Here is a 12,434-nt window from a genome sequence, read left to right as displayed (position 1 = left end):
AGAAGCGGTTGATTACTGCCAAATTTCTGGGGCCGTTTTGCTGGCTTCCTCGGTCGTCGGGAGCAAGGCGGCCCGTCTTCGGGTTCGATTCGCTTTTTTAGGCCCAAATGTTAGACCTAAAATTCAGAAATAACATATTGGAATATTTGAAGATTTAGCAGTCGTAAGTGGAAAATTGGCTCCGCGGGTAGGATTCGAACCTACGACCATCCGATTAACAGTCGGACGCTCTACCACTGAGCTACCGCGGAATGCCGAGAAGCGCCCCGCATAGCAGAACGTATCCGCGCTGGCGAGGCCTCAAGGCTATTTTCTTCAGTGCCTTCAACGGCGCCAAGCGGCGACAAGTGGAAGCACATGCGTCGAAGGCGGCGACCAGGCGGAAAAGTAGTGGCACGCGCTGGTCTTCAGTCCATCCGACAGGGCGGGTTGGTAGCCTTCTTTGATGGGGTGCGCAAGGGGCGAACGACGCGTTGGAAGGGAATTCACGAGCGAACTCCGCGACCTGCGCAACTTTGCCTGCGACAGCTCGACGGGTGGCTTTCATGCTAGGATCGCTCCCGCGCCGAGGCAGGCCAACGGCCGAGGCTTGCCAACATCGGCGGCCGCTAGTGATGGAATGCATTTTCGATGAGCAGTTTCTCGATTGTCTGGCCCGCGGTCGCCACGGCCTTTCTGGCCTCGCTGGTGGAAGCGGTTGAAGCCTTCACCATCGTCCTCGCGGCCAGCACGTTCCAAGGTTGGCGTCCTGCAATACTCGGGTCCGTCGCTGGATTGGCAACGCTTGCGGCAATCGTGATCGCGCTGGGACCGGTTCTCAGCATCTTTCCCATTCACGCGCTACAGTTCGTCATCGGCGTGCTGCTTCTATTGTTCGGCATGCGGTGGCTGAGGAAAGCTATTCTGCGCGCCGCAGGCATCATCCCGCTGCACGACGAAGCGATCGCCTTCACCAAGGAAACGTCACTCATTCGCGACGAAGGCGCGCGCCATAAATCCCGGCTTGATTGGATTGCGGGCGTGACATCGTTCAAGGCGGTCTTGCTTGAAGGTCTCGAGGTCGTTTTCATCGTCATCGCGGTCGGCTCGGTGCGCGACATGCTCTGGCCGGCGAGCGTCGGCGCCTTGGCAGCCTGCGGCCTCGTCCTTCTGATCGGGCTCGCCGTCCACAAGCCGTTGTCGCGCGTGCCTGAGAACGCCCTGAAATTCGGCGTCGGAGTCATGCTGTCGGCGTTTGGCGTGTTTTGGACGGGAGAAGGGCTCGGCATCGCGTGGCACGGAGAGGATCTGGTGATCATCGAATTCGTCGGCGTGTTTTTGATCACCGGCCTCGCGCTCGCAGCACTGCTCCGGCGCACGACCGGAAGGGTTTCTCAATGACGACGATCGCAGAAATTTTCCGCAGCCTCATCGGCCTTTTCCTGGACGACGAGTTTCTCGCCATCGCAATCCTCGGCGTCGTCGCGTTGACGGCCTTACTGACCATCGGGCTTGAGAATCAGCCGAGCTGGGCAGGGGCATTCCTGCTGATCGCAATTGTTTTGGTTCTGGCTGGAAGCGTGTTGCGGACGGCCCGGAATAGTGCGCGGCGGGACTGATCCGCGAAAAGCGGTTGGGCAGCGATGAAACCAGCAGTTTCCGGCAGGAGGGGAGAGTACGTCCCCATCCATTGAAAGTTATCAATTTTCTATGAAGATTTATGGAGGCCACGCCCGGAATTGAACCGGGGTACGCGGATTTGCAGTCCGCTACGTAACCACTCCGCCACGTGGCCTCTCTGCGATCGTGCGGCCGTCTTTATCGGATCTGAAATGGAACGCGGTTCCGAAGTTTCGGAAATGCTTCCACTGGACCATGACGAGACGCCCGTCGACCGATCGGGCATCTACCATACACCGGTCTCTCCTTACAAGCCGTTACGGCCACGAATGAATTTTCCACATGCGACGGCGTTCCCGTCGCACTCGGTTGGCGCGTCGTCTATAGAGGTCTCCTCGGCGACAAATCTCGGGGGCGGGGAGATAGGCGATGGCAGACGTGGCATTGCAGCGCAAGAACATGGTCGAAAGCCAGATCCGTCCAAGCGACGTGACGGACCGGCGCATCACGGCAGCAATGACGGACATCCCGCGCGAAAAATTTCTTCCCGCTCGCCTCGCAAGCCTCGCTTACAGCGACGAGAGCTTAACGATCGCGCCGGGGCAGGAAACGTTGCCACCGGTGGTGCTCGCTAAACTGATCCAGCTTGCCGAGTTCGACGCTGGCGACAATGTTCTCGTGATCAGCGAGTCGGGCTATGCCGCGGCCGTCGTGGCTGAGATGGCAAAGACGGTCGTCGCACTTTTTGCTGACGGCCAAGGGGCGAAGGCCGCCGCCGAAGCGTTCGCGTCGCTTGCGATCGGAAATGTCGTCGCTGTCTCGGGTGCCGCCGCATCGGGTTGGCCGGCGAAAGGCCCCTATGACGTCGTGCTGATCGAAGGCGGCATCGAAAAGATACCCGACACAATCAAGGATCAGATACGCGAAAACGGCCGGTTGGTCTCGATTGCGATAAATGACAAGATAGGTCGTGCTGTCGTCCTGCATAAGCGCGCGAGCATCTTCGCAAGGCGAGACGGGTTCCAGGCTGCCGCACCTTTGATTTCCGGCTTTGCAGAGGCGCGGCCGGCTTTCGTTTTTTGAATCGCATGCTGAGTGAGGCAAACCGGTCACAGGTAGCCGTATGCGGCCGTCGCAGACGGGATTTGCAAGCTAAGACGTTTACGGGGGGAGCTTCGGGGGAAGCGCGAAAAAAGCAACTCTTTCGAAGAAATTAGCGGAGAGCTCTGGCGTGGCGCGAATACCGCCATAAGTTAGCAGTCGGGCTCAGGGGAAGTGAAACCGGTTAGTCGATCGAGATCGAATCGGCTAGACGGGGATAATTGGGGGACCTCTCTGTTCAGGGTGGGCAGAGTGGTGTGCAGGTGAATTCCATTGGCTAGAACCAAGAGCAAAGTATCGTCACGCAATGGCGCGACCTCGGTCGGCCGTTACGCGTCTAGAACTTTCCTGGCTTTGGCAGTTGGCGTCGCAATGACTGCAACGGCGCACGCGGAAACGCTGCTCGATGCGCTGACGGCGACCTATCAGTACAGTCCGACACTCGATTCTGCCCGCGCGACGCAAAGGGCGCGCGACGAGGATATCGCGAGAGCCAATGCCGGCTATCGGCCGGACATCAACGCTTCCGCCAATGTCGGCCGCGAGAAGAGCACGACCATCTCACCGCTCATCGGACAATCCAACCGCGCGATTACGTCCCCGCGCGGCTATGCGCTCGATCTCGTGCAGCCCCTCTTCACCGGCTTTCAGGTCACGAACGCTGTCAACGCCGCCGAAGCCAACGACCGCGCCGGGCGCGAGACGCTGAGGCAGACGGAACAGCAGGTTTTGCTCGATGCGGTGACCGCGTTCGGCGACGTGACTCGCGACCAGGCCATCGTTAAGTTGAACGAAAACAACTTGAAGTTTCTCGATGCCGAGCTGAAAGCGCAGCGGGACCGCTTCAGCGTCGGCGAGGTGACGAGAACCGACGTTGCGCAGTCGGAAGCCCGGCGCGCCCTCGGCCAGTCGGATCTCGATCAGGCCAAAGCCAATCTGAAGTCGAGCCGCGCCATCTTCGAGCAGGTCGTCGGCCATCCGCCGACGGGGCTGATCGAAGCAAATCCGAATACGAAGCTCGTCCCGCGGTCGCTCGAAGATGCAATTGCGATAGGCGTGAAAGAAAATCCCCAGGTCGTGCAGGCTCTCTATCTCGAGCAGGCTCAGCGGTTCACGGTCGATCAAATTCGGGGCGCCTTGCTTCCTCAGGCACAACTTGAAGCAAATTACACCGATCAGTTCGATCCGTCGGACGGCATCGACGAGGCGACATCGGCTTCGATCGTCGGGCGTGTGACCGTTCCGATCTATCCGGCGGGCGGCGAAGTCTACGCCCGCGTGCGGCAGGCCAAACACAATCACATCGCAGCACTTCAGCAAATCGAAGTGGCGCGCGCAGCCTCTCAATCCCAAGTCGTTCAGGCCTGGGCGCAGCTGCAGGGCTTCAAGGCTCAGCAGGAATCCGACAAGGCCTCGATCGTCGCCAACACGACCGCTCTCAACGGCGTGCGTGAAGAAGAGCGGGTTGGCCAGCGTACCGTTCTAGACGTGTTGAACGCCCAGCAGGAACTGCTTCAGTCCCAGGTGAACCTCGAGACAACGAAGCGGAATATCTTGGTTGCGTCCTATACGGTGGTCTCTGCCATCGGGCGCCTGAGCGTCTCCGAGGTCGGCGCCGCGACCGCAGTTTATAATCCGGACGTGCATTACCTCGAAGTCCGGAACAAGTGGTTCGGCCTGGACATCACGCACGACGATGGGCGCCGGGAGCATATGGAAGTCGCGCCGATCAAGTGAGCGGCCTGAACTTATGCTTTGCCAGGGCTGGATTTTTTGCCCGAAAGATTTAGATTTCATTGTGTCCCGTCGCCTTGAGAGTGCCTCTCTCCGGGGATAACTGCTCGTGGGATCGTTGCGGTTTTTCCGCAACCTGCCACCATGCTGGATCTCCGAGGGCCTTCAATGAGTCCTACGGAAGGCAAGGGCGGTTGGGTGTGGTGAGTTCGCTACGCTTTCGGTGAAAGCGGCCTGTTTGCGAAAAGGTAGGGTATGTCGAGACTGGAATCCACAGCCGAGCCGAGCATGGAGGAAATCCTCGCCTCGATCCGCAAGATTATCGCGGAGGATTCGTCCGGCCTGAGATCGCCATCGGCGCCGCCGAGACCAGGTGCTCCGTTTTCCCCGGCCATGAAGACGTCGCCCGCGCCGTCGCCGTCCGCGCCCACGCCGCAGCGTGGTTTCATGTCGCGTGAGGCTTTTCTGAAATCCTCACACCCGGCTGATACCGAGCCTGAAATCAAGCCGGCGCACAGTTTCTCAAATCCGGCCCCATCCATCGATGCGGAAAAGCCATCGAGGTCGCGCCCCGCTGAAGACAGCCGGGAATCGGGAACTGCGGCGGCCAAAGCCGAGCGGCGGACGCCGTCCTTCACGCCGATCGAGAAAAATGATTTCCCGGCCGCGGAGCCCGCGCCGACACAGCGCAACGGATCCGCGTCACCCGAAGCGTCGCCAAAATCGGTGACGGTTGAATCGATCACGATAGAGTCGATTTCGATCGAGACGATCGCGGCACAAGCTGAACCCATCGAGCCGGCCGTGGTCGTTGATGCGACGCCCGTCGATGTTCATCCGGTCGTCGAAAGCGATACCGCACGGATCGAGGCGCAGCTTGCTGAGCTGCTCAATGATGATCTGAATGCTCTTCGCCAGGGCCGCAGCGCGCCGGCTCACGACACGGTTGTTGGCAAGGAGGAAGGGCCCGCAGTGTCGCCGAGCAAGACGCCTTCAGACGCTCCCTCCAACGAGCCGGCGGACAGCGTCGACCCGTTCGCCTTCGATCTTGGACCGTCGCCGTTCGCGAAGAGCGAGCCTAAGATTGAGCTGCAACCCGAAGCCAAGGCTGATCTGAAGATCGAGCCGAAGTTCGAACCGAAAATCGAACCGAAGTTCGAAGCCAAGATCGAGCCGAAACTCGAACCCAAGATCGAACCGAAATTCGAAGCCAAGGCTGAACCGAAATTCGAAGCTAAATTCGAACCGAAGGTCGAACCGGCCCGGCCAATCGAAGCCGCACCTGCGCCCAAGCCGGCGATGGCGCCATTCGAACCGCCGTTCGCCAACGCACGGCCGGCCTATTCCGGCGCTAACGAAACGCCAGTGAACGGCGCGGCCAACGGTTCGCACGCAAGTCACGCCTTCGAGGTCTCGAAGAGCGCCGGTTTCGGAAGCTCGGAAGCACCGGCGTCCGCACAGAAGCCGCGTCAGACGTTCGTCGTTCCAAGCGTTTCCGCGACGCTCGGACCATCGCGCAAGCTCGAGCCTCTGTCGGAAGCGTTCCGGCCGTCGTACGGACTGAGCCCGCCCCAGCAGGTTCTTCCAACTGCGGAACTCGCACCCGAACCGGTCGCGCAGCAACCTGTTCGCTCACCGGAGCCCGTTCGCACCGGTCAGGAGCCGTCGGCTGCGCCCGCACTCCGCAGCGAGAGCAACGAATCCACCCTCCCGGCGACATCTCTGTCGAACGAACTGACCACCGGGGATCGGCCGATGGAAGATGCGGTCGCCGATCTGCTGCGGCCGCTGCTCAAAACTTGGCTCGCCGAGAACATGCCGAAGATCCTCGAGCGTGCGCTCCGCCGCGAAATGTCCGAGCGGCTGTTGCCAGGCCAGAAGAACCCCCGCGACTAGCTCATTGATCAACGCCGGAAAACCCAACTCCATGACGTTTGTCTTGGAGATCGGTGACGGCTGCGCATCCACACGCCAAGCCGCTACAACAAATTTTTTTCTTGCGCGTGGCTTTCGCCACACGGCTGCCTCGACCTCGTCCTAACTTCGCGTCAGCGGGGGGACGCATCGATCAAAGCGAAAATGATCGGGACGCCCGCTACGTCACTGGGGTGATGGGGGCGCGTTAGACACTACCTCATCTGTCCAGATACGACGAACCGGAGGGGCAACACGGGGCTGCCGACGCGGTTCTGCGAATTTGAAGTTCGTACGCAGAAGAGGAAGCGTCATGACAATGATGAATGGTGCGAAACACGACGTCGAAGACATTCTGGCATCGATCCGGACCAGCATTGCCGATCGATCCCCGATGTTTGAAAGCGAAAAGCGCGAGGTCCGCATCACGACCCTGCGCGGCCGAAGCACGATCGCAGATGAAGCCGCGGAGTTCGAACTGCCGGCCATATTCAAGACGGCAGCGCAACAGACCTCCGAGCGGCCCAATTTACTTGGGAGGCTGAGTGAAGCATTGGCATCAAGTGGACATCAGGAGCGCGACCGCTCCCGCACGGTAATACCGTTCGAGCCGGCGCACGGCCGTATGATCGAACCGCCGCCGGTCACCCTGGTCGCGGTCGAGGAAGACTCTTCGGCGGCAGCGGAGAAGATTGCCGCTGAAAACGACAGCCAGAAGCGGAACATGCCGACATTCTTCGATACCCGCCTCAATCGCATGAGCGCGATGTCGCGGCCGCCCGAGGCGCCGCAGCCCGCTCCGGCACCTGCACCGGCGGCCCCCGCACCCAAAGCCGAGTTTCCGCAGCGCCCGCAACCGCCGCGCCTGCCTGAGCTCTACGCCTCCCACGAACCGGCGGACGGTGCTGAGGATGCGGCAGCGCAGCTTTTGCGGCCGATCCTGAGACAGTGGCTAACCGAGAATATGCCCAAAATCGTCGAGAAGGCCCTCTTGAACGAGGCCGGCGCCGGGCTCAATGGACCTTCGCGTCGTTGACGCGAAGGTTGCCTGCCAACGGAGAATATCCGGACATTAGGGAGCGAAGGTTGACAGCCGGCGAAGGTCGGCCGTACGACCGGGGGTCCAAAACCCCGGCCAGATAGCTGATAAGCGACGCTCCCTCAGATGCTTGAAAAGACATTTCGACCGGCCGAAATCGAGCCGCGTATCAATTCCGAATGGGAGAAGGCCAACGCCTTCCAGGCCGGACGGAGCGCGTCCGGCGGCAAGAACGCCGCCTATTCGATCGTCATACCGCCGCCCAATGTGACGGGCTCGCTCCACATGGGGCATGCTCTGAACAATACGCTGCAGGACATTCTTGTCCGCTTCGAGCGTATGCGCGGCCGTGACGTGCTCTGGCAACCCGGCACCGACCACGCCGGCATCGCGACTCAGATGGTCGTCGAACGCCAGCTCGCAGCCGAGAAGCAACCGTCGCGCCGCGAACTCGGCCGCGAGGAATTCTTGAAGCGCGTTTGGACGTGGAAGGAAGAATCGGGCGGCACCATCGTCACGCAGTTGAAGCGTCTCGGCGCGTCCTGCGATTGGAGCCGCGAACGCTTCACGATGGATGAAGGCCTGTCGAAGGCCGTCGTGAAGGTCTTCGTGCAGCTCTACAACGAAGGGCTGATCTACAAGGACAAGCGCCTCGTCAACTGGGACCCGAAGTTCCAGACAGCGATCTCTGACCTCGAGGTCGTGCAGGTCGAGGCGCGCGGAAAATTCACGTGGTCGAAGGAGGGGGCCGAACCGTTCGATGCGGCCGCGCTCGCAAAGGTCCTCGCGAAAGATCCGAGCGGCCACATGTACCACTTCCGCTATCCGCTGGTGGCGAAGGTTCCGGGCTACGACAAGGATTACATCGTCGTCGCGACGACGCGGCCGGAGACGATGCTCGGTGATACCGGCGTCGCCGTGCATCCCGATGACGAACGCTACGCGGCGCTGATCAAAGCGGGCGCGAAGGTGAAGCTGCCGCTCGTTGGCCGCGAGATCCCGATCGTTGCGGATGAATATTCCGATCCCGAGAAGGGCACCGGCGCGGTGAAGATCACGCCCGCGCACGACTTCAACGACTTCGAAGTCGGCAAGCGCCACGATCTTGCACAAATCAACATTCTCGACGCCTACGGCAAGATCAACGACGAAGCGCCCGAAGCCTACCGCGGCCTCGATCGCTTCGACGCGCGCAAGCAAGTCGTCTCAGATATCGATGCGCTGGGTCTGCTCGAAAAGATCGAGCCGACCGGCCACACCGTTCCGCACGGCGATCGCTCCGGCGTCGTCATCGAGCCGTGGCTGACGGACCAGTGGTACGTCAACGCCGAAGAGCTAGCGAAGCCCGCAATTGCCGCCGTCGAAAGCGGCAAGACCGACTTCGTGCCGAAGAACTGGGAGAAGACGTACTTCGAATGGATGCGCAACATCCAACCCTGGTGCATCTCGCGCCAGCTCTGGTGGGGCCATCAAATCCCGGCGTGGTATGGCCCGGACGGCAAATACTTCGTCGCGGCCGACGAAGCCGAAGCAATGGCTTTGGCCAAGACGCACTATGGCAACGATGTTCCGCTCACGCGTGACGAAGACGTCCTCGACACGTGGTTCTCGTCCGCGCTCTGGCCGTTCTCGACGCTCGGCTGGCCCGAAGATACGCCGGAACTGGAGCGCTACTATCCGACGAGCGTTCTCGTCACCGGCTTCGACATCATCTTCTTCTGGGTCGCCCGCATGATGATGATGGGCATCCACTTCATGAAGGAAGTGCCCTTCAAGGACGTCTACATCCACGCCCTCGTCCGCGACGAGAAGGGGCAGAAGATGTCGAAGTCGAAGGGCAACGTCATGGACCCGCTCGTCCTGATCGACGAGTTCGGCGCCGACGCGCTGCGCTTCACGCTCGCCGCGATGGCGGCGCAGGGCCGCGATATCAAGCTCGCGAAGGCACGCGTCGAAGGCTATCGCAACTTCGCGACGAAGCTTTGGAACGCGGCTCGCTTCTCAGAGATGAATGAGTGCGTGCGCCAGCGCGATTTCAATCCGAAGTCGGCGTCGCAGACGTTCAACAAATGGATCATCGGCGAAACGGAGCTGACGGCAAAGGCCGTCACCGCCGCGCTCGAAGCCTACAAGTTCAACGAAGCAGCTGCTGCCATCTATGACTTCGTCTGGGGTCAGTTCTGCGACTGGTACCTTGAATTGATCAAGCCGCTGCTCGCTGGAGACGATGAAGCCGCGAAGGCCGAAACGCGCGCCGTGACGGCTTGGACGCTCGACCAGATCCTCAAGATGCTGCACCCGTTCATGCCCTTCATCACCGAAGAGCTTTGGACGCACATGGTCGAATACGGCGTGAAGCGCGACACGATCCTCGCCCTCAGCCAGTGGCCGCAGCTCGATGGCCTCGTCGAGATTGACGCGGTCGAAGAAGTGAATTGGCTGGTGAACCTCATCTCCGAGATCCGCTCGGTGCGGACGGAAATGAGCGTGCCGGCGGGAGCGAAGATTCCGCTCGTCATCGTCGGCGCGGATGATGTGATCCGCGAACGCGTCCGCCGCAACGAGGAGACGCTGAAGCGCGTCGCCCGCATCGACGAGATCGACTTCGAGGATTCAGCACCCAAAGGCGCGGCCCTCGTCGTTGCCGGAGAGACGACGGCGGCATTGCCGCTCGCGGGCATCATCGACATGGCCGCCGAGAAGCGTCGCCTCGCCAAGGCCATCGAGGGAGCCGAGGGCGACTTGAAGAAGATGGACGCGAAACTCTCAAATCCGCAATTCATCGAGCGCGCCAAGGAAGAAGCGATCGAGGAAGCCAAGGAGCGCAAGGCCGAACTCGAAGCCGAGATCATACGCTTCTCGGCAGCACTAAAAAGGCTGAGCGACGCGGCCTGACGCGACCCTCCCTCGGGCTTGGCCCGAGGATCCATTAGGCAGCGGGCACCACTGATGCGGAACGATGGATCCTCGGGCCAAGCCCGAGGATGACATCGCGGTGTAGTGATGTGATGCGCTTCTCCATCACCGTCATCCCGGCGTAGGCCGGGATCCATCCAGGCCGGATACTTGCGAGGAACGGACGCTTGGACAGATCCCCGCCTGCGCGGGGATGACGCTCCGGGATAGACAGCGACGAGCGGGACCCAGAGCGACAGGCGCACGCGGTCGCGCTACTCAATCGTGCTGAACTTCTGCACGGCTGTATTCGCCGTCGTCAGAAATTTGACGCGCAGCTCCGTGAGCTTCCATCCGACTGATCGAAGCTCGAGCTTGCCGAGATAAATCCGCGTCGGGTCGTACTTGTCTTCCATGTCGATCTCGAAGCTCGTCGGGCTCGTGAACTCCGCGCGCTTCACGCGAGCCCACGCGCGCTGGATCCGCTCGAGGATTGGCGTGGTCTTCGCTTCGTCGGCATCACTTCCGACCAGATCGCGGTACTTGGTCCGCAGTGTGAATAGCTGCGGAAGTCCCTCGGGGGTCACGTACTTTTCGACCACGCTGTCGACGGCGCTTTGGCCCCAATAGGCTTTGAAGCGCGTCCAGAGCCCATTGCTCGCTGCCGGATCGGCATTCGTGTCGGGAAGATTGAGTGCGATCCGCGCAATCGAGGGCTTTAGCGTTTCGCGAACCGTCGGCCACTCGATGGCGGTGGCAAGGTAGTTCGAATCGCCGTTGCGGACCGCTTCGCGAATGCCCCAGGCCGTCGCGAAGGGCGAGCCGATATAAATCGCTGCGGCAACGAGAAAAAATCCGAATACGATTGATACGGGCTTCATGCAGAGTTCCGTTGAAGCGCGCGATCATCTCGCGCCGTCATTGTCCCCTTACGGACAAAATCTGACGAACTTCGGGCCAAACATGCCGTTCCGTGCCGCTATTCAGCCTGATCCGGGTCGCGCGTTTTCTTGCACACCGATTTCAGATTTTGCCAGGCTTCCGCACTGAGCGCCGGGCTTGACGGATAGTCCTTCTGCTCGCTGACGACGCGTGCGCGTTCGGCGGCCGGAGGGTGCGTGCGAAACCAGCTGTAAGCGCCCGGCCCTTCGTCGCCATCTTCGGCTTCCATCTTCGTGACGCGCGTGAAGAAGTTTCCGAGACCTTTGGGCGAAATGTCCGCTGCCTTCAGAAGCTCGAGCGCATGCTTGTCGGCCTCGCGTTCGGCGCTCCGGGAATATCCGAGCTGCGCCAGCATGAGCCCGACGTTGGCGAGCCCGCCTCCAGTCGTATTGCCGAGCATGACCTCGAGCGTCGCGCCAAGACCGACGCCGCGAATGATCGCAGATTCCGGATGGAGTTCGATCCCATGTCCCATTTCATGGGCGAGCACGCCGGCCGCTTCGTCCGGACTTTCCGATTTGTCGAGCAAGCCGCTGGTCAGGACGATCTGGCCGCCCGGCACAGCAAAGGCGTTCATCAAAGGCCAGTCGTAAACGTGGATATGGAACGGGATGCTTCCCGACGCGCCTTGCGAAAGACGCTCGGTCAACAGCGTGAGAGCCGCGAGACCGGCAGGGTCGACGCACTCCTTATGACCCTTGGTCATCGATGACCGGGTGGCATCGCCGAGCCGCTCGCGCCAGCTGTTGGGAAGGTGTTGCGCGATCGATTTCGACGGACTGAAGCCGAGCAGGTAGACCGCAGCGATCAGCCCCGCGACGAACGCGAGAATGAAAAACCACATGCGCTTCTCGCGAAGCCATGCCGCGCGCACGGACAGACGCGGCGCGCGCTCCCTGAGCGCCGCGGCAAAGCCCGCCCCCTGGACGAAGAGCGACGCGCCCGGCTCATCGCCGGACGTCAGAAGAACGTCGATGGCGTTTCGCCGGATAGGCTCCTCGGAGCGGAGTTTGCCGTACGTCCAGATATGCCGTGAACCGCCGGGGAGGTCGATCTCGATACCGGACGCGCCGAGGGACACGGTGCCGTCGACGGGGGGTGCCCCGCGGCTGGCGGTAAAGCGGCAGTAACTCGGGAAGGCCGGATTGGCCGCCGGGGCTGAAGTCATCGAACAATTCCGCTTAGGGTTGGACCGCGACCGCCCACATTT

The 12,434-nt window shown here is 61.2% G+C and carries 9 protein-coding genes and 2 tRNA genes; 7 read left to right on the top strand and 4 right to left on the bottom strand.

The window, feature by feature from the left end; genetic code table 11:
• Positions 1 to 176: 176 nt before the first annotated feature.
• Positions 177 to 251 (bottom strand) — tRNA-Asn (locus BM399_RS09055).
• Between the two features lie 379 nt (positions 252 to 630).
• On the opposite strand from BM399_RS09055, the gene BM399_RS09050 reads away from it, so the two are divergent.
• Together BM399_RS09050 and BM399_RS09045 are read left to right on the top strand one after the other, a co-directional pair.
• Positions 631 to 1,380, top strand: coding sequence for a COG4280 domain-containing protein (locus tag BM399_RS09050; protein ID WP_092867259.1), 750 nt, complete (start codon positions 631 to 633; stop codon positions 1,378 to 1,380).
• Positions 1,377 to 1,598: a hypothetical protein gene (locus BM399_RS09045; RefSeq protein WP_092867257.1), complete on the top strand. Its 222-nt coding sequence runs from the start codon at positions 1,377 to 1,379 to the stop codon at positions 1,596 to 1,598. The genes BM399_RS09050 and BM399_RS09045 overlap by 4 nt, the downstream gene beginning before the upstream one ends.
• A 102-nt stretch (positions 1,599 to 1,700) precedes the next feature.
• Here the strand turns inward: BM399_RS09045 and BM399_RS09040 are convergent.
• Positions 1,701 to 1,774: transfer RNA gene (locus tag BM399_RS09040), tRNA-Cys, on the bottom strand.
• A 254-nt stretch (positions 1,775 to 2,028) separates the two neighbouring features.
• Here BM399_RS09040 and BM399_RS09035 point away from each other — a divergent pair.
• The 5 genes from BM399_RS09035 (at position 2,029) to BM399_RS09010 (ending at position 10,282) form a co-directional block, all read left to right on the top strand.
• Entirely contained in the window at positions 2,029 to 2,682 is a 654-nt protein-coding gene (locus BM399_RS09035) for a protein-L-isoaspartate O-methyltransferase family protein (RefSeq protein WP_092867255.1), read from the top strand.
• A 390-nt stretch (positions 2,683 to 3,072) separates the two neighbouring features.
• Positions 3,073 to 4,437, top strand: coding sequence for a TolC family outer membrane protein (locus tag BM399_RS09030; protein ID WP_092867253.1), 1,365 nt, complete (start codon positions 3,073 to 3,075; stop codon positions 4,435 to 4,437).
• 252 nt (positions 4,438 to 4,689) lie between these two features.
• Positions 4,690 to 6,330 carry a DUF2497 domain-containing protein gene (locus tag BM399_RS09020; RefSeq protein ID WP_143111389.1) on the top strand — a complete coding sequence of 547 codons (1,641 nt, stop codon included), beginning with the start codon at positions 4,690 to 4,692 and terminating at the stop codon, positions 6,328 to 6,330.
• Between the two features lie 331 nt (positions 6,331 to 6,661).
• The gene (locus BM399_RS09015; RefSeq protein WP_092867247.1) at positions 6,662 to 7,384 is read left to right on the top strand and encodes a DUF2497 domain-containing protein; all 723 of its coding nucleotides are present in this window, start codon (positions 6,662 to 6,664) and stop codon (positions 7,382 to 7,384) included.
• A gap of 129 nt (positions 7,385 to 7,513) precedes the next feature.
• Positions 7,514 to 10,282 (top strand): valine--tRNA ligase, encoded by a 2,769-nt coding sequence (locus tag BM399_RS09010; RefSeq protein WP_092867245.1) that lies wholly within the window; start codon positions 7,514 to 7,516, stop codon positions 10,280 to 10,282.
• 275 nt (positions 10,283 to 10,557) lie between these two features.
• On the opposite strand, the gene BM399_RS09005 is transcribed toward BM399_RS09010, so the two are convergent.
• Both BM399_RS09005 and BM399_RS09000 read right to left on the bottom strand, forming a co-directional pair.
• Positions 10,558 to 11,163: a DUF2939 domain-containing protein gene (locus tag BM399_RS09005; RefSeq protein WP_092867243.1), complete on the bottom strand. Its 606-nt coding sequence runs from the start codon at positions 11,161 to 11,163 to the stop codon at positions 10,558 to 10,560.
• Positions 11,164 to 11,261: 98 nt separating this feature from the next.
• On the bottom strand, positions 11,262 to 12,392 hold the full coding sequence (locus tag BM399_RS09000) for a M48 family metallopeptidase (protein ID WP_092867241.1): 1,131 nt from the start codon (positions 12,390 to 12,392) through the stop codon (positions 11,262 to 11,264).
• Positions 12,393 to 12,434 lie beyond the last annotated feature (42 nt).

The organism is Hyphomicrobium facile (genome assembly GCF_900116175.1).
Classification (GTDB): domain Bacteria; phylum Pseudomonadota; class Alphaproteobacteria; order Rhizobiales; family Hyphomicrobiaceae; genus Hyphomicrobium_B; species Hyphomicrobium_B facile.
Note: the sequence above shows the minus strand (reverse complement) of the source record. Positions and strands in the feature narration are given on the sequence as shown.